The organism is Arthrobacter sp. 05N429, from assembly GCF_056397045.1.
Map to the genome: position 1 here is coordinate 16980 of NZ_JBFTMQ010000015.1, position 17210 is coordinate 34189.

At 68.4% G+C, this 17210-nt stretch carries 12 protein-coding genes; 8 read left to right on the plus strand and 4 right to left on the minus strand.

Annotated features, from left to right (window positions below):
• The first annotated feature begins 88 nt into the window (after positions 1 to 88).
• Together AC1DF4_RS17580 and AC1DF4_RS17585 are read left to right on the plus strand one after the other, a co-directional pair.
• Positions 89 to 1408 (plus strand): DUF4192 family protein, encoded by a 1320-nt coding sequence (locus AC1DF4_RS17580; protein ID WP_476914085.1) that lies wholly within the window; start codon positions 89 to 91, stop codon positions 1406 to 1408.
• 368 nt (positions 1409 to 1776) lie between these two features.
• Positions 1777 to 3114 (plus strand): RNA polymerase sigma factor, encoded by a 1338-nt coding sequence (locus AC1DF4_RS17585; RefSeq protein WP_476914086.1) that lies wholly within the window; start codon positions 1777 to 1779, stop codon positions 3112 to 3114.
• Between the two features lie 164 nt (positions 3115 to 3278).
• Here AC1DF4_RS17585 and AC1DF4_RS17590 read toward each other — a convergent pair whose 3' ends face one another.
• Positions 3279 to 3500, minus strand: a complete 222-nt coding sequence (locus AC1DF4_RS17590) for a DUF7455 domain-containing protein (protein WP_082492737.1) — start codon at positions 3498 to 3500, stop codon at positions 3279 to 3281.
• 239 nt (positions 3501 to 3739) lie between these two features.
• Here AC1DF4_RS17590 and AC1DF4_RS17595 point away from each other — a divergent pair, with 239 nt between their 5' ends.
• Positions 3740 to 5848 carry a DNA gyrase/topoisomerase IV subunit B gene (locus tag AC1DF4_RS17595; protein WP_476914087.1) on the plus strand — a complete coding sequence of 703 codons (2109 nt, stop codon included), beginning with the start codon at positions 3740 to 3742 and terminating at the stop codon, positions 5846 to 5848.
• A 165-nt stretch (positions 5849 to 6013) separates the two neighbouring features.
• Positions 6014 to 7534 carry a M20/M25/M40 family metallo-hydrolase gene (locus tag AC1DF4_RS17600; RefSeq protein ID WP_476914088.1) on the plus strand — a complete coding sequence of 507 codons (1521 nt, stop codon included), beginning with the start codon at positions 6014 to 6016 and terminating at the stop codon, positions 7532 to 7534.
• A gap of 122 nt (positions 7535 to 7656) precedes the next feature.
• On the opposite strand, the gene AC1DF4_RS17605 is transcribed toward AC1DF4_RS17600, so the two are convergent.
• Together AC1DF4_RS17605 and AC1DF4_RS17610 are read right to left on the minus strand one after the other, a co-directional pair.
• Complete coding sequence (locus tag AC1DF4_RS17605) at positions 7657 to 8646, minus strand: M56 family metallopeptidase (protein WP_476914089.1); 990 nt, start codon at positions 8644 to 8646, stop codon at positions 7657 to 7659.
• 6 nt (positions 8647 to 8652) lie between these two features.
• Positions 8653 to 9039, minus strand: a complete 387-nt coding sequence (locus tag AC1DF4_RS17610) for a BlaI/MecI/CopY family transcriptional regulator (protein ID WP_024368330.1) — start codon at positions 9037 to 9039, stop codon at positions 8653 to 8655.
• A gap of 355 nt (positions 9040 to 9394) precedes the next feature.
• Between AC1DF4_RS17610 and AC1DF4_RS17615 the strand changes: the two genes are divergently transcribed.
• Genes AC1DF4_RS17615 through AC1DF4_RS17630 form a run of 4 tightly spaced genes read left to right on the plus strand, consistent with a single transcriptional unit; the run spans position 9395 to position 16622 of the window.
• Positions 9395 to 10990, plus strand: a complete 1596-nt coding sequence (locus tag AC1DF4_RS17615; RefSeq protein ID WP_476914090.1) for a cytochrome ubiquinol oxidase subunit I — start codon at positions 9395 to 9397, stop codon at positions 10988 to 10990.
• 37 nt (positions 10991 to 11027) lie between these two features.
• A complete protein-coding gene (cydB, locus tag AC1DF4_RS17620) occupies positions 11028 to 12077 on the plus strand; it encodes a cytochrome d ubiquinol oxidase subunit II (protein ID WP_476914091.1) in 1050 nt (349 codons plus the stop codon).
• Positions 12078 to 12083: 6 nt separating this feature from the next.
• Positions 12084 to 15602: a thiol reductant ABC exporter subunit CydD gene (cydD, locus tag AC1DF4_RS17625; protein WP_476914092.1), complete on the plus strand. Its 3519-nt coding sequence runs from the start codon at positions 12084 to 12086 to the stop codon at positions 15600 to 15602.
• 21 nt (positions 15603 to 15623) lie between these two features.
• Complete coding sequence (locus AC1DF4_RS17630; RefSeq protein ID WP_476914093.1) at positions 15624 to 16622, plus strand: GNAT family N-acetyltransferase; 999 nt, start codon at positions 15624 to 15626, stop codon at positions 16620 to 16622.
• A 15-nt stretch (positions 16623 to 16637) separates the two neighbouring features.
• Here the strand turns inward: AC1DF4_RS17630 and AC1DF4_RS17635 are convergent, their stop codons facing one another.
• On the minus strand, positions 16638 to 17156 hold the full coding sequence (locus AC1DF4_RS17635) for a DinB family protein (protein WP_476914094.1): 519 nt from the start codon (positions 17154 to 17156) through the stop codon (positions 16638 to 16640).
• Positions 17157 to 17210: the final 54 nt, after the last annotated feature.

Sequence of the window (17210 nt, forward strand, 5' to 3'; positions counted from 1 at the left end):
ACGGTTGCGACGGACGGTTCCCCCGGGGTTGTCCACATAGGACACCCCGCCCCTGACCCGGGCCTGCTGGTTCGGCGAAGCTGGCTTCATGACAGCTCAAGATCATCTGAGAATCACCGGCCCGGAGGACATCCTCGGGTTCATACCGCATTCCCTCGGCTATTGGCCGGCCAGCAGCCTCGTGGCCATGACCATGCAGGGCAAACGGCTCGGAGCCACGCTCCGGGTGGATCTTCCCAACCCTGAAAGCCCCGAGGGCACGGGGTCTGCCGGGCCGGCCGCCTTTGCCCGTTCTGTGGCGTCCTATCTGGAGGCCGACGACGCGGCGGACGGGTCGCTGCTCGCCTTCTTCACCGACACCGACACCGGCACCGACGCCCGCCAGGACAGTGCACCCTGGGCGGTACTCCTGGCGGAGCTGGAACATACGCTGGCCGACGCCGGTATGCCGGTCCGGGATGCCTGGCTCGTCGGCGCGGAGTACTGGCGCAATGCCTATTGCCTCGACCCGTCATGCTGTGCTCCGCCGGGCCGGCCCGTGGACGAGATCAGGAACAGCCGGCTGAACGCCGAGATGGTGTTCCGTGGCAGTACTGTCGGCGCGGCACCAGGCGCCGAGCTCCAAACGTCACCGGCGGTTGCGGATCCCGCAGTGCTGGAGGCCCAGCGGGACTGGGCGCAGCTGTTCTCCTCCCGCGCGCGGGACCAGGCGCAGTTCGGCCAGGTCCTCGACGTCTGGTCCCGGGTCCTGGACGCCGCCTCCCCGCTGCCCCAACTGCCGGCGGCGCTCACTGGTTACCTGCGGGCGTCCCTGTGCATACTGCCCTGGCGCGACGCCGTCTTGGTGATGGCGGCGGCCGGGCCGGAGACCGCCCAGCGCGGCGCCGAGGAGTTCGGCGTGTTCGACTCCGCTGCACCGGGCTCCGGGGCGCCCGGCGCCGGGCGGGGTGGTCCGCTGCCTGAATCCGTCCCGGGGGCGCGGGCGCCTGTTCCGTTGCCGCCGCTGGACGGATTCCCACCACGGGAGCCGCGCCGCCGTGGAGCCGGCCGCGGGAGCGCTTTTGTGAAGGAACCGCCGCCGGATGTGGCCGGTTACGGGGAGGTACTGCTGGGGCTGGCGCCTCCGCTGCCGGACTGGACCAGGATGGCCAGCCTGGAGCGGATTCTTGACCAGCTCGGCACGGCCGGCGGCGAGGCCGGCGCCGCAGCACTGACCGGGCGGGGCTGGATCGAATGGTGCCGGGGCAAGGGGTCCTTCGCCCACGCGTTGTTCAGCCGCGCGGACGCGGAACACCCGGGCTATCGCCTGGCTGCACTGCTGGACGAGCTTGCAAGCCGCGGGACGCTCTGTGGCTGGGCAGGCAGGAGGGAGGCAGCCTGGCAGCGGTTCGAGCCGGACGTAGCCTGACGCGAAGCCATAGCGGGGCGGGGCGGGGAGGAGGCGGTGTGGGGTGACATGAGGTGAGGCGGGCGCGGCCCCTGCCGCGGTCGGGCCGCGGCGCCGGCCGCAGGATATTGCAGCTCCGTGGCCGCGATGGGCGACGAGCGGTGTCGATTCCGAAAATCGTGAGACAATGGTTGCCGAGACCCGGTTGGGTCCGTGTATTAAGTGCTCGTAGTCGACCTTGGAAACAGGGAACATTACGGTCGCCCCAGGAGTTCTACTTAGTGGCTCTGCTGGTCGTGATTGCACCTGATGGAAAACACGGACTTGACAGGGTCATAGTGGTGTTGCCCGTATGGTGATTCCACAGACCGCCGCTAGAAAGGTTTTCTGTGACCCCGTCTTCCGCGAAGAAGGAACCCGCCGACCAGGCCGAATTGTCCCCTGAGGAGAAGAAGGCGGCGACGAGCGCCAAGCGCGCTGCCACGCGCGCAGCCAACAAGGCTGTCAAAGACGCAGCCTTGGCCGATGGTGACGGCACCGCATCGGCAGTCGCCAAGCCTGAACCCAAGAAGCGCGGGCCCAAGCCAGGCGCTAAAGCCGCGGCACAGGCCGCAGGCAAAGCCGCGAACGGTGACGACGACGCCGACGACGATGTCGAGGTTGACCTCGACGATGCCGTCGTCGAAGCCGTTGAGATCGGTGAAGACGGCGAGGAGATCCCGGGCAAGGCCGCCACAGCCGCCACCGGCTCCGGATTTGTCTACTCCGATGCCGACGACGACGACGCCCCCGTGCAGCAGGTCATGTCCGCCGGTGCCACCGCGGACCCCGTCAAGGACTACCTGAAGCAGATCGGCAAGGTCGCCCTGCTGAACGCCGAGCAGGAAGTCGACCTCGCCCTGCGCATCGAGGCCGGACTCTTTGCCGAGGAAAAGATCGCGGCAGACGACGGCTCCATGGACCCCAAGCTCAAGCGTGAGCTCGAATTCGTCATCCACGACGGCAAGCGTGCCAAGAACCACCTGCTGGAGGCCAACCTCCGCCTCGTGGTCTCGCTGGCCAAGCGCTACACCGGCCGCGGCATGCTCTTCCTGGACCTGATCCAGGAAGGCAACCTGGGCCTGATCCGTGCTGTCGAGAAGTTCGACTACACCAAGGGCTTCAAGTTCTCCACGTACGCCACCTGGTGGATCCGCCAGGCGATCACCCGCGCCATGGCCGACCAGGCCCGCACCATCCGCATCCCGGTGCACATGGTGGAAGTCATCAACAAGCTCGCCCGCGTGCAGCGCCAGATGCTGCAGGACCTGGGGCGCGAACCCACCCCGGAAGAGCTGGCCCTCGAACTGGACATGACGCCCGAAAAGGTCGTCGAGGTCCAGAAGTACGGCCGCGAGCCGATCTCCCTGCACACCCCGCTGGGTGAAGACGGCGACTCGGAATTCGGTGACCTCATTGAGGACTCCGAGGCCGTGGTCCCGGCCGACGCCGTGAGCTTCACGCTGCTGCAGGAGCAGCTGCACTCGGTGCTGGACACCCTCTCCGAGCGCGAGGCCGGCGTGGTCGCGATGCGCTTCGGCCTGACCGACGGACAGCCGAAGACTTTAGACGAAATCGGCAAGGTCTACGGCGTCACGCGTGAGCGGATCCGCCAGATCGAATCCAAGACCATGTCCAAGCTGCGGCACCCGTCGCGGTCCCAGGTCCTCCGGGACTACCTGGACTAGGCAGGAACCAAGCAACGCGGGGTCACGTCCCGCCCATCCTCTTGGGAGGATTGGGCCGGAAGTGACCCCGCGTTGTTCGTTAAGAGCGGGTCAAAACCGTTTAGGTCCGGGTTAAACGGAAAGGTCCCCTCCGAATAACTCGGAGGGGACCCTTCTCAGATGGTCTAGTCGACCGGAACCGGCGGCTTCTCGTGAAGACGAGCCGTCTCGTCGTGCCAGTCGGAGCTGAGCGGCCTGAGCGTCGGTTCTACGGCGCGCGCGTGGTGGCCGCAGAAAAGAAGCTCACCCCCGGAGGCGCCGAGAACAACCCGGACATACGCCTGTGCTCCGCAACGATCGCACCGGTCAACGGTGGTCAGTGTGCGGTCCGCAACTGCTGTTGTCATGTTCGGCCTCCTTGGTAGATCGGTATACCTATATAACCAGCATTCGCAGCGAAACCATGGCTGGGATGGCCCACTTTCGCTGTACGCGTATCACGTCTCGGTAACGGGTTCCCGCGCGCGGGGCCGCCGGGGGAGTGGCAGCACGCCGGACGGCGGCACTCCGACTACCCTAGGAAGAGCGCCAAACAGCTTTGCCCGTCCTATGGCGACGGTCCCGTTCCTGAAGGAGTTTCCGCCCCGTGGCACCTAGTTCTGATTACACCGCCCGGCATCTCTCCGTGCTGGAAGGCCTCGAAGCCGTCCGCAAGCGCCCGGGCATGTACATCGGTTCCACCGACTCCCGCGGTCTTATGCACTGCCTCTGGGAAATCATCGACAACTCCGTGGACGAGGCCCTGGCCGGTTTCGGCCACGACATCAAGATCATCCTCCACGCGGACAACTCCGTGGAGATCCACGACGACGGCCGCGGCGTCCCGGTGGACATCGAACCAAAAACCGGGCTGAGCGGCGTCGAGGTCGTCTTCACCAAACTCCACGCCGGCGGCAAGTTCGGCGGCGGCTCCTACACCGCCTCGGGCGGCCTGCACGGCGTCGGCGCCTCGGTCGTGAACGCGCTGTCGGCCCGTCTCGACGTTGACGTCGACCGCGGCGGCAAGACCTACCGGATGTGTTTCCGCCGGGGCGAGCCCGGCCGCTTCAAGGACAGCGGCACCAGGCCGGACCCGGCCGCCGTGTTCGAGCCGTTCATCGACGGTTCCGTCCTCGACGTCGTGGGCAAGGCCAAGCGCGGCGTCACCGGCACCCGGATCCGCTACTGGGCGGACCGGCAGATCTTCACCCCGGATGCGAAGTTCTCCTACGACGAACTCGCCGCCCGCGCCCGGCAGACCTCCTTCCTGGTCCCCGGCCTGAAACTCACCGTCCGGGACGAGCGCAGGCTCCCCGGCACCCCGGGCGAGTCCGGCCCGCACGAGGAAGTGTTCCACCACGACGGCGGCATCTCCGAGTTCGTCGAGTTCCTCGCCGCCGACCCCGCAGTCACGGACATCTGGCGGCTCCACGGGGCCGGCAAGTTCAAGGAAACCGTGCCGGTCCTGGATGAGAAGGGCCACAGCCACCTCAAGGAGGTCGAGCGGGACTGCGAGGTCGACGTCGCGCTCCGCTGGGGCATCGGCTACGACAGCACCGTACGCACCTTCGTCAACATCATTTCTACGCCCAAGGGCGGAACCCACCAGTCCGGCTTCGAGCAGGCGCTCCTGAAGACGTTCCGCAAAGCGGTCGAAACCAATGCCCGCAAGCTCAAGGCCGGCAACGACAAAATCGAAAAGGACGACATTTTCGCGGGGCTCACCGCCGTCCTCACTGTCAGGCTTGCCGAGCCGCAGTTCGAGGGCCAGACCAAGGAAATCCTGGGCACCTCCGCCGTGCGGGCCATCGTGGCCAAGGTGGTGGAACAGGAGATCAACGCCAAGCTGACCTCGTCCAACCGCAACGACAAAGCCCAGTCGGCGCTGCTGCTGGAAAAAGTTGTCAGCGAGATGAAGTCGCGCATCTCCGCCCGCGTCCACAAGGAAACCCAGCGCCGCAAGAACGCCCTCGAGACGTCCTCCATGCCCACCAAGCTCGCGGACTGCCGCACGGACGACGTCGCGCGCTCCGAACTGTTCATCGTGGAAGGCGACTCCGCGCTGGGCACCGCTAAGCTCGCGCGCTCCTCCGATTTCCAGGCGCTGCTGCCCATCCGCGGCAAGATCCTCAATGTCCAGAAGGCCTCGGTGGGCGACATGCTCTCCAACGCCGAATGCGCGGCCCTCATCCAGGTGGTCGGCGCGGGTTCCGGCCGGAGCTTCGACATCAGCGCCGCCCGGTACGGCAAGGTCATCCTCATGACCGACGCCGACGTCGACGGCGCCCACATCCGCACGCTCCTGCTGACGCTGTTCTTCCGCTACATGCGGCCCATGATCGAGGAGGGCCGCGTCTTCGCTGCCGTCCCGCCGCTGCACCGGGTGGAGGTCATCAACGCCGGCCAGAAGGCCAACGAGATGATCTACACCTACTCGGAGGCCGAACTGCACGTCCTGCTGGCCAGGCTTGCCAAGGAAGGCAAGCGGTACAAGGAACCGATCCAGCGCTACAAGGGCCTGGGCGAGATGGACGCGGAGCAGCTGGCCGAGACCACCATGGACCCCCGGCACCGCACCCTGCGCAAGGTCGGCATCGACAACGCCAAGCAGGCCGAGGAGACCTTTGACCTGCTGATGGGCTCCGACGTCGCGCCCCGCAAGGACTTCATCATCGCCGGGGCCGCGAGCCTGGACCGGGAGCGCATCGACGCGTAACACCCCGCGGGCAGGGGAACAGCGGGCGTATTGTCAGGGTCTGTTCGGACTCTCGCCAGTGCCGAAATACCCTCTAACCGGTTATGCCTCCTTCCGATAGTGTCGTCTCACGGCTCCGGGCAATGACGCCCGGGGCTAGATTCCGCAGCAATCCAGGAGACCCCTATGAGGCAAACTCGGAATATCCAGCGTGCGGCCATCGCCGCCACGATCGGGCTGGCGGTCAGCTTCGCGCCGCCGGCCCTTGCAGCAACCGGAACCAACTCGGGCGCCCTGCGCTCCGCGGTGACGGCCCCGAACATCAAGGCACATCTCCAGGCCCTCCAGGACATCGCGACTGCCAACGGCGGCAACCGCGCGGCTGACAGCCCCGGCTATGCGGCCTCGCTGGACTACATCGAGGAAGCGCTGGAGGACGCCGGCTACAATCCGGTCCGCCAGCCGTTCAGCTATGACCGCTACGAATTCACCTCGGCGTCGCTGGAACGCGTCTCACCGAATCCGACGAGCTATGTGTACGGCGAGGGCTTCCTCGACATGACCTACTCGGGTGCCGGCGACGTGACCGCCCACCTGATCCCCGTCGACCTGAACCTTGCCGGCGACCATGCCTCGACCAGCGGCTGCGAAGCGGGTGATTTTGACGCTTCCGTGCTGGGCAACATCGCCCTTATCCAGCGCGGCACGTGCACGTTCCGGGTCAAGGCGGACAATGCCGCCGCCGCCGGGGCCTCCGGCGTCATCATCTTCAACCAGGGCAACGTGGTCCCGGGAGACGACCGACTCGGCCTGTTCGGCGGCACCCTGGACCTGCCGCAGGCCGGCATCCCCGTGGTCAGCACCAGCTACGCCACCGGAGCCGAACTCGCCGGGCTCGGCAGTGTGACGATGCACCTCGCGGTCGATGCCGGCGTGAACCGGATCGACTCCTTCAACATCCTGGCGGATACCGGCGGGCGTGCCGACCGGACAGTCGTGGTTGGGGCGCACCTGGACTCCGTGGCCGAAGGTCCGGGCATCAACGACAACGGCTCCGGATCGGCCGCGATCCTGGAGACCGCAATCCAGCTGAAAGAGTTAAACATCAAGCCGACGAACAGGGTCCGCTTCGCCTTCTGGGGAGGGGAGGAGGACGGGCTCATCGGGTCCGAGTACTACGTCTCCCAGCTGACACCCCGGCAGGTCAAGGACCATGCCGTCAACCTCAACTTCGACATGGTCGGCTCGCCGAACTTCGTCCGTTACGTCTACGACGGCGACGGCTCGGCGTTCGGCGAAAAGGGCCCCAACGGCTCAGCGCTGGTGGAGAAGGTCTTCCTGGACTACTTCAAGTCCCAGAACCTGCCCGTTGCGCCGACGGCTTTTGACGGACGGTCCGACTACTTCGGATTCATCAACAACGGCATCCCGGCCGGCGGCCTGTTCACCGGCGCGGAGGACCTCAAGACGCCAGAAGAGGCGGCGATCTTCGGCGGCACAGCGGGTGCCCCGCTGGACGCGTGCTACCACGCGGCCTGCGACACCATCGCCAACATCAACGATGGAGTGCTTGAGGAAATGGCCGACGCGATCGCCCACTCCACCCTGACGTTCGCCATGACCACCTCGGCGGTCAACGGCACGGCCAAGGGCAACGGGACCGGCAACGCGGACCTCGAATACAAGGCCAACAAGCTGCTCAAGTAGCAGCCGGGCCACAGCGGAGCAATGGGTGCCGGGCCGCACCGCCCCCGGGCGGGGGCGGCCCGGCCTCTGTGCAGTCAGCACACGACGGCCGCCTTTGGCGGCAGCCACCGTGGAGGTAGGACTCAGCCGAGCAGGCCGGGGACGATCAGCAGGGCCGTCGGGACCGCCAGCAGCAGCAGGCAGGCCGCCACTACCGCGGCGCGGACGGGTTCCGGGAGGGGAGGCTGCGGGGAGAGCAGGCGGCTGACGCGGGACGCCGTCGTCCGGGCCGAACCGGAGCCGCCGGTGGCACCGGGCTGGCCGGGCTCGACGTCGGGCAGTTCCGGTCCGCCGAAGGCCATCCGGGCGTCCGGGGCTCCAGGCGAGCCGCTGGCCACAATCGCGATCGCCTTGATCAGGGTGGCCTTGCTCTCGGTCTTTAGCGCGACATCGTCGGCGAGCATCTCGATCAGCGAGCTGACGGCTTCCTGGGCCAGCCGCGTGGTGGGCAGCCAGGGAAGGGCCTGCCGCCAGGCTGCAAAGGCCCAGAGCAGCAGATGGTGGCGTTGGTCCAGATGGGCGTTTTCATGGTTCAGGACAGCGCGGAGCTCTGCGGGTTCCAGTGCCGACATGAGCCCGTCGGAGAGCACTGTGACCGAACGCGCGCCTCCCGGCAGGCAGTACGCGACCGGGGAGTCGACGTTGATCACCATGGTCCGGGGCCCGTCCGCGGAGGGGGAGGCCAGCAGCGCCAGCAGTTCTCGGTGCCGCCGCCGCTGGCGCTGGATCTTGTAGTAGGTCAGCAGCAGGGTGAACACCAGATGGGCCGTCAGCAGCGCCGCGGCCGAGAGGGCAAAGATATGCCAGAAGCCCAGTTCCGTCGTAGGCGCATTGTGAAACACCATCCCGGCCAGGGCCTCCAGGCCGGCCAGCAGGTTGTCGCCAACCGGTTCCAGGCCGTAGACCAGCATGGCGCCGATCATGGACAGCCCGCCGGCCAGGGCGATCGCCTGCCAGAGCAGCATGGCCGTGAACGGCGAACGCGACGGCCACTGGGCGCGGGAAAGCAAGATAGGCACCGGCCAGGCCAGCACTATCGCCAGGACCGCCAGAAACCATGAGGTCCAGAACATCGGGTGCTAGCTGAGTCCCAGCAGCTTGCGCAGCGTTTCTGCCTCGGTATCGGTGACGGAACCAATAAAGCGTGCCAGCACGGCCTCCCGGTCCGGCGCGGATCCCAGGACCTCGTGCATCAATTCAGCGGTGTGGTCCTCACGGCTGGAGACTGCCTGGTAGCGGTGCGGGCGGGTGCCGCGTTCGCGCTCCACCAGGCCCTTGCGCTCGAGGCGCGAGAGCACGGTCAGGACCGTCGTGACAGCCAGGTCCTTGCCCTCATGCCCTGCGGTGCCGTTTTCCGCACGGGTGCTCTGCGCCAGCAGATCCCGCAGCGTGTTCGCCGTTGCAGCCTCATGGCCTGCCCAGAGCAGGTCCATCACTGCCCGTTCCAGTTCACCGAGACTTGCCATTCCGTACGTCCTTCTTGAGTGCCGCTTCGGCCAATCGACTCTGCCGGGCGGTAAGTGGATACTTCAGTCCTAAATTTACCGTGTTTTGCGGATAGTTTCTACATGAAGTAGAACTGCGCGTTTCCGGGCGTGTCGCGCCCGCCTGGCGGACCGTTCCGGACGGCCCGGAAGGCGGGGCTGTCGCCGGCGGCGGTGCCGCCGGCGGGTGGGCGTCGGCTTCCTAAGCCTTCATTGCGGGCCGTGGCGCACCATGGGACTCTGGGGTGCAGGGAAACGATCAAAGTGTTCTACACTCTGTAGAAGAAGCTTTCTACGTGACGTAGAAGTTGCTCGCCTAGCAAAGTTAGGGACTGCCTTGGACGCCTTGGAAATCGCACGCTGGCAATTCGGAATCACCACCGTCTACCACTTCATGATGGTGCCGCTCACCATTGGCCTGGGCCTGGTCGTCGCCGTGATCCAGACGATGTGGCACCGCACCGGCAAGCCGGAGTACCTCCGGATGACCAAGTTCTGGGGCAAGCTCTTCCTGATCAACTTCATCATGGGCGTCGCCACCGGCATTGTGCAGGAGTTCCAGTTCGGCATGGCATGGAGCGAGTACAGCCGCTTCGTGGGCGACGTGTTCGGGGCTCCGCTGGCCATGGAAGCCCTGCTGGCGTTCTTCGTGGAATCGACGTTTCTTGGCCTCTGGATCTTCGGCTGGAAGCAGCTCAAACCCGCCGTCCACCTTGCCTGCCTTTGGATCGCCGTGATCGGCTCGGTCTTCTCCGCCTACTTCATCATCGTGGCGAACAGCTGGATGCAGCACCCGGTCGGCGTCGAGATGATCGACGGCCGTCCCGTGATGACCGACGCCTGGGCGGTCTTCACCAACAACACCGCCCTCGTCGCCGTCCCGCACACCATCTTCGGCGCCCTCGCCGTCGCCGGCGCCTTCCTGCTGGGCATCGCCTGGTACCACCTGTGGCGCCGCCGCCATGACGGGATCGACACCATCGGGGCGGACGGCAAGGTGGTTCCCGGCGAGTCCGCAATCCCCGGCCGGGACCGCACCGACCACGCCGTCTGGATCCGCTCCCTGCGGATCGGCGCTGTTGTCGCCATGATCTCCTTCGCCGGGACCGCCTTCACCGGCGACCTGCAAGGCAAGCTCATGTTCGAGCAGCAGCCCATGAAGATGGCGGCCGCGGAAGCGGCCTGCCACGACGGCACCGGCTTCTCCATCCTGAGCATCGGCAACCTTGGCACCAAGAACTGCGATGATATCGTCGCCGTGATCGAGGTCCCCGGCATCCTTTCCTTCCTTGCCAAGGGGGACTTCACCACCGAGGTCCAGGGCGTGAACAGCCTGCTGGACCAGTACAAGGCCGACTACGGCACCCACTTGCCGGACAACCCCATCTACGGGGAACGGGCCGGCCAGGAGATCCAGTACGTCCCGGTCATGGAGGTCACCTACTGGGGCTTCCGGATGATGATCGGCTTCGGGATCCTCGCGGCAGCCGCCGCGCCGGTCGCGCTCTGGCTCACCCGCAAGGGGACCGTCCCCGCCTCCCGTGGCCTCATGCGGCTGGCCGTGTTCGGAATCCTGGCGCCGTTCGGGGCCAACGCGGCCGGCTGGATCTTCACCGAGATGGGCCGGCAGCCGTTCGTCGTCGCCCCCAACCCGGACCCCAGCGGAATCGACCAGGTGTTTATGTTCACCGCCGCGGCCGTCTCACCCGGGGTGTCGGCCGGCGAGCTCATGACCTCCCTGGTGGTGCTCACCGCCGTGTACGCGGTGCTGCTGGTGGTCGAGGTCAAACTGCTGGTCAAGTACATCCGGGGCGGGGTGGCGGCCGCCATGCCGGAACTCGCGCACGTCCCCGTCGACGAGAACGAGGACGCCACCCCTAAGGACGGTGGCCCCGGCAAACCCGGGGACGACGTCCTGGCCTTCGCCTACTAAGCCTTCGCTCCCACAAGAAACGCAGAGGATACTCAGCATGGAACTGCTTCCCACCATCTGGTTCATCGCCATCGCGGTGCTGTGGACGGGCTATCTCTTTCTCGAGGGCTTCGACCTCGGCGTCGGAATGCTGATGAAGGGCTTCGCCCGGAACAACACCGAACGCCGCGTGCTGCTCAACACGATCGGTCCGGTCTGGGACGGCAACGAGGTCTGGCTCCTGACCGCAGGCGGCGCCACCTTCGCGGCCTTCCCGCTCTGGTACGCCTCCCTGTTCTCCGCGCTCTACCTGCCGCTGCTGCTGGTCTTGGTGGCCCTCATCTTCCGCGCCGTGGCCTTCGAGTACCGGGGCAAGGTGGACAACCCGCGGTGGCGTGCCCGCTGGGACTGGGCCATCTCCCTGGGCTCCCTCGTGGCGGCCTTCGGTATTGGAGCCGCCCTGGGCCTCACCACCACCGGACTTCCGCTGAACGCCAACGGCGACCGCGAAGGCGGGCCCTTCGCCTGGTTCAGCGCCTACGCGGTGCTCGGTGGCCTCGCCGTCGTCGGATTCTCGCTGCTGCACGGCCTCGCCTTCCTGGCGCTGAAGACCGACGGCGACGTCCGGCACCGCGCACGCCAGTGGTTCGTCCGGCTCCTGCCCGTCCTCCTGCTGCCGATGGCGGGCTGGGCGGTCAGCCTGCAGCTGCTCAGCGGCGAGGTGTGGACCGGGCTGGCGGTCGTCGCCGCCGTCGTGGCCGCCGTCCTGGCCTGGAACTTTGCCCGCACGGGTGCCGAAGGCCGGGCGTTCCTGTCCCTGGGCACGTTCCTGCTGCTGGGCAGCGCCTCGATCTTCGGTGCTGCGTTCCCAGTTGTGTTGCCGTCCACGCTGAATCCGGACTTCAACCTGACCATTTCCAATGCCTCGTCCTCGGACTACACCCTGGGGCTGATGACTATCGTTGCCTGCATCGGGCTGCCGCTGGTCCTCGCGTACCAGGCCTGGACGTATTGGGTGTTCCGGCGCCGGGTGAGCGACGCGCACATTCCCGAGGCCCACAGTTTCCTCCCCGCCATCGCCGCCAGGGCGCTGGCACCGAAGGACTAGCAACTCATGAGACCGCAGTTCCCCTCAGGCCCCGCCAACCGCGCCGCCCTCTACCTGCTGGGCCTGCTTGCTGCCCTGAAGGCGCTGTCCCACGTCCTGATGGGGCAGGCCGTAGCCTCCATGCTTGCGGGGCTGATGGCAGGCGATCCCGGCTGGGGGGCCCAGCTGTACTGGGGGGTTGCCGGAGTGGTGCTGCGGTCCCTGACTGTCTGGGCCCAGGCCGTGGCTTCGCGCCGCGCCGCGCTGGGCGTGAAGGAGGAACTGCGCTCGCAACTGCTCGAGCGTACGCTGCGCAACGGCACACGGGCGGCCGGCCCCTCCGACGGCGGGCTCGCCATTCTCGCCACCCGGGGACTGGACGCCCTCGACAACTACTACACCCAGTTCCTGCCCGCCCTGGTGAACTGCGCGGCGATCCCGCTGCTGCTGGGCGCCCGCATCCTGTACGCCGACTGGATCAGCGCCGCCGTGATCGTGCTGACCGTGCCGCTGGTGCCGCTGTTTATGGTCCTGATCGGCCGCTACACCGAAGACCGCGTCCGGGAAGCCCAATCGGCCTTGGCCCGGCTGTCCAGCCACATGCTGGAGCTCGCCAAGGGCCTGCCCGTCCTCGTGGGCCTGGGCCGCGCCACGGCCCAGCGCAAGGCCCTCGAGGATCTCTCCGAGGAATACCGCCACCGGACCATGGGCACCCTGCGGACCGCTTTCCTCTCCGCCCTCGCGCTGGAACTTATCGCCACCATCTCCGTCGCAGTCGTTGCCGTCTTCATCGGTGTCCGCCTCGTGCACGGCGACATGGCCCTCGAGGCGGGGCTGCTGGCCCTGATCCTCGCCCCCGACTGCTACCTCCCGCTCCGGGAACTGGGCACCGCGCACCACGCCAGCGATGAAGGCCGTGCCGCGCTCGCCGAAACCACCGCCGTCCTGGAAGCGCCCGAGCCCTCTCCGCTGCGGCCCGCTGCCGCCTCCGCCTCCTCCTCCGTCGCCGGATCCGGTGTTCCCGCAGGCCCGCCCGCCCTCAGCGTGGCCGGACTGACGGTCCGCTACGGCGGCAGGGCGGACACCGCCGTCGGGCCTCTGAGCTTCACCGCCGCCGCGGGCCGGATCACCGCCCTCGACGGCCCCAGCGGTGCCGGCAAGAGCACAGTCCTGGGCGTGCTGGCGGGCATCATCGGAACCGGCGGCGCCGCTGACCGGCCTGATCTGCAAACAACGGTCACCGGACGGCTCGAAGGATTTACGACGGCGGACATCGCCTGGGTGCCGCAGCATCCCGTGATGGTCGCCCCGACCGTGCTGGAGGAGGTCCGGTTGTATCTGGGAGCTGCGGCGGCCGGCGCCACCTCCTGCCCTGGCGACGCCACGGTCCTGCGCTGCCTGGCGGCGTGCGCCGCGGACCACCTCGCCGCGAAGCATCCCGCCGAACTCAGCCCGGGGGAGCTGCGCCGCGTCGCACTGGCGCGCGGCCTCGCCCGGATCGAGGCGGGAGCCACCTTGTTGCTGCTCGATGAACCCACCGCCCACCTGGACCGGGAATCGGCCACCGCGGTCAGCGGCGCCATCACCGCGCTCCGCGGAAAGGTCACCGTGCTGCTGGTGGCCCACGACCGGCAGACCCGGGAACTCGCCGACGACCTCGTGGCAGTGGCACCCGGCGCCACGATCGAGTCTGCGGCTGCCGCTGTCACTGCCGGCGTGCCCGGCGTCGAAGCCCCGCACTTTGAGGTCCGCCGGGCCGACGTCGGACCGGCCGAACCCGGTCAGCCCGGATTCCGGCCGGCCGGGAACACCGGCATGCCGCGCGACGGGGCCGCCGGAAGCACCGAGCGTTCTTCTACGGCGGCCCAGCTCCGCCGGCTGCTCGCCCCGGTCGGGGCCAAGTTCGCGGCGGCCGGCGTCGTCGGCACACTGGCGGCCCTCTTCGCCGTCGCCCTCGCCGGGCTCTCCGGATGGCTGATCATCCGCGCCAGCGAGCAGCCGCCCATCCTGTACCTGCTCACCGCGATCGTCGGGGTGCGGTTCTTCGGCATCGGCCGGGCATGCCTGCGCTACCTGGAACGGCTCCTGCTGCACGACGCCGTCTTCGCCGCCTTGACCCGGCTCCGTGGCAGGCTCTGGGAATCGCTGAGCCGCCGCGCCCTCTCGCTGCGCCGGCTGCTGCAGGGCGGCAACGTCCTGGGCACCGTGGTGGACGACGTCGACACGGTCCGGGAACTGCTGCCCCGCGTGGTGCTGCCCCCGCTGACCGCCGTCGCCGTCGGCGCCGCCGCCGTCACCGGCATCGCCCTGCTGCTGCCTGCCGCGCTTCCCGCCGTTGTCGCGGCCGCCCTGGTGAGCCTCGCGGCAGCCCCTGCCCTGGCGCTGGCCGCGGACCGGATGTCCGCCCGGAACGAGCAGCGGCTGCGCTCCGGCGTCCTCCGCCAGGTCGCGGCGGCCCTCGACGCCCGCGCCGAACTGCACGCCAACAGCGTCGGGGCGCCGGTGCTCGCCGCCATCACGCGGGCGGACCGCTCGGCAACCGCAGCCTCCCAGCGCTCGGCGTGGGCCGAAGGGCTGGGCCAGGGGCTGACCGTACTGGCCTGCGGGACCGCCGCCATGGCCAGCGCGGTGCTGGCAGCCCCCTTGGCCCTCAGCGGTGCGGTCGAAGCGTCGACGGTCGCCGTCGTGGTGCTGCTCCAGCTCGCGCTTGTGGAACCCTACGCGGCCATCACGACGGCGGTTCGCCAGTACCCGGCGCTGCGTGCCGTGCTCCGGCGGGTCGGCGAAGCCGGTGTCCTCGACGGCGCCGACGCACGCGCAGGTGCCGAGCCGTCCAGAGGGCTGGTCCCCGTGGCCGGCAGGCCCGGCGGCCACGCCGGGATCGAGCTCCGGGACCTTGCGGCCGCGTGGCCGGGCGGACCGCCGGTCTTCACCGGCGTCACCGCCACCGCCGAGCCCGGCCGCTGGCTCGCCGTCACCGGGGCCTCGGGGTCCGGCAAATCCACGCTGCTCGCCGTCGTCCTGGGCTTCCTCCCGGCCGCGGGCGGTGGCATCCTGCTCAGCGGGCGCGCGGCCTGGTGCCCGCAGGAGGCGCACCTCTTCGACTCGACGATCCGCGGCAACCTGCTGCTGGGCCTCCCGGAAGGCCAGCGCGGGGGAGAAGCGGAGCAGCAATTGCAGGATGCCCTGGCCGCGGTGGGCCTCGCGCCGCTGATCGGGCGGCTGGAGCACGGCCTGGACACCCGGATCGGACCGGGAGGGGCCTTCCTCAGCGGAGGCGAACGGCAGCGCCTTGCCGTGGCCCGCACGCTCCTGACCGGTGCGGACGTGATCCTGCTGGACGAACCCACCGCCCACCTGGATGCGGAGTCCGGCCGGGCGATGCTGGCCGAACTGCGGAGCGGGCTGCGGGACCGCACTGTGGTCCTCGTGACGCATAACCCGGACGACATCTCCCCGGATGACAGCCGCCTCGACCTGGACCGCGCGCCCGCCCCGGCCACCGAGCCAACAGCGGAGTCAACGCCTTTGCTGGCGCGGGGGTAGGCCGGACGTTAGCCTGTTGCCATGAACGCACACCCCGACGCAGAGCCCCAAGCCAGCCTGGACCCACGCCTGCACTGGCGTGCCGCCGGGACCGCGGACCTGGACGATTGGGCGGAGCTGATTGCCCGGACGGCCGCCGTCGAACAGCCCGTCTGGTTCGAGCGCCGCGCCGATCTGGAACAGGTCCTCGATTCGAAGAAGAACCCGGCCGACGCGAACACCATCCTCGGCTTCGACCCGGACGGCGTGACCCGGGCCTACGGCCGGATCACCAAGAACCCGGACGGCGAGAAGGCCATCGGGTACGGCTGCGTCGATCCCGCCTGGCAAGGCAAGGGGATCGGCACCGGGCTGCTGGGCTGGATGGAGGCGAGGACCCGCCAGCGTTTCGCCGAGGACGCCGTGCCGGATTCCACGCCGAGGCTGCGGCTCCATATCGAACAGCAGCATGCACACCAGGCCGCCCTGTTCGAGGACGCCGGCTACCGGATTGTCCGCTACTACAACGAAATGCACCGGCCCCTCAACGACGGCCTTCCCGACGCCGTGCTGGACGAGGGACTGGACCTCGTAGGCTTCGGCCCCGAGCTGCACGAGCCCGTCCGGTTGGCGCATAACGACGCCTTCCGGGACCACTGGGGCAGCGAGCCCCGCGATGAGGAAGGCTGGGGCTTCGTGGTGAACGATCCGCTGGCCCGGCCGGATCTGAGCGCCGTCGCCGTGGAGCGGTCCACCGGGAAAGTGGCCGGCTACCAGCTCGCCAGTCATGACGAGGCCGGGGCCGTGGCGCGCGGCTACAAGGAGGGCTACACGGACCTGCTGGGCGTGCGGCGCGAGTTCCGCGGCCGCGGGGTGGCGCAGGCCCTGCTCGCCGATGCGATGCGCCGCTTCGCCGCGGCGGGCATGGACAAGGCCTCGCTCGACGTCGACTCGGAAAACCCCACCGGGGCACTCGCCCTCTACGCCAAGATGGGCTACGTCGCCGTCAACACCAGCACGGCGTGGGACAAGGAACTGTAGCTACCCGTCCACACGCTACCCATCCACATCGTGGAGGTGATGGACCACGTCGTGCAGGAAGTACTGCGAGAACGTCAGGACGGTGAACTCCGACCCGTTGCTGCGGGTGCCTTTGCGCCCCCACTGATCTTCCGGGACGCGGCCGAAGGAAGCGGCGATCTGTTCGCCCTCTGCGGTGAGTTCGGTGCTGACCTCGGCCGGGTCGGCGTTGGCATAATCGTTCTCGACCGCAGAGAGGTCCTGGTCCCAATCCGCGAACCGGGCGTCATCCTCGGTCAGCATCAGGTCGAGCCGGTGGTCGAACAGGGCGAAGACGTCGCGCACGTGGCAGGCGTATTCGAGGACGGACCAGGTGTTCTCGTCGGGCCGTTCCGCCACGTCGGGGCGCCGCAGGGCCGCACGCCAGCGCGGGAGCATACTCTCCACGATTCCCGGCGCCGTCGCGGGCGTCGCCGCCGAGGCATCGAATCCGCACTCCGGGCAGGGCCGCTGCAGGACCCAGGTCCAATCCTTGATATCAGGGATGATAGGCATGCGAGCAGTCTAGGGGTATTCCGCCAGAGCCGAGGCGCACGGCCCTTCATGTCC

Excerpts from the sequence above, each read along its gene's own strand:
- cydD (WP_476914092.1), top strand. The coding sequence starts at position 12,084 with ATGAGACCGCAGTTCCCCTCAGGCCCCGCCAACCGCGCCGCCCTCTAC.
- AC1DF4_RS17605 (WP_476914089.1), bottom strand. The coding sequence starts at position 8,646 with ATGTTCTGGACCTCATGGTTTCTGGCGGTCCTGGCGATAGTGCTGGCC.
- cydB (WP_476914091.1), top strand. The coding sequence starts at position 11,028 with ATGGAACTGCTTCCCACCATCTGGTTCATCGCCATCGCGGTGCTGTGG.
- AC1DF4_RS17630 (WP_476914093.1), top strand. The coding sequence starts at position 15,624 with ATGAACGCACACCCCGACGCAGAGCCCCAAGCCAGCCTGGACCCACGC.
- AC1DF4_RS17635 (WP_476914094.1), bottom strand. The coding sequence starts at position 17,156 with ATGCCTATCATCCCTGATATCAAGGATTGGACCTGGGTCCTGCAGCGG.
- AC1DF4_RS17580 (WP_476914085.1), top strand. The coding sequence starts at position 89 with ATGACAGCTCAAGATCATCTGAGAATCACCGGCCCGGAGGACATCCTC.
- AC1DF4_RS17610 (WP_024368330.1), bottom strand. The coding sequence starts at position 9,039 with ATGGCAAGTCTCGGTGAACTGGAACGGGCAGTGATGGACCTGCTCTGG.
- AC1DF4_RS17600 (WP_476914088.1), top strand. The coding sequence starts at position 6,014 with ATGAGGCAAACTCGGAATATCCAGCGTGCGGCCATCGCCGCCACGATC.
- AC1DF4_RS17590 (WP_082492737.1), bottom strand. The coding sequence starts at position 3,500 with ATGACAACAGCAGTTGCGGACCGCACACTGACCACCGTTGACCGGTGC.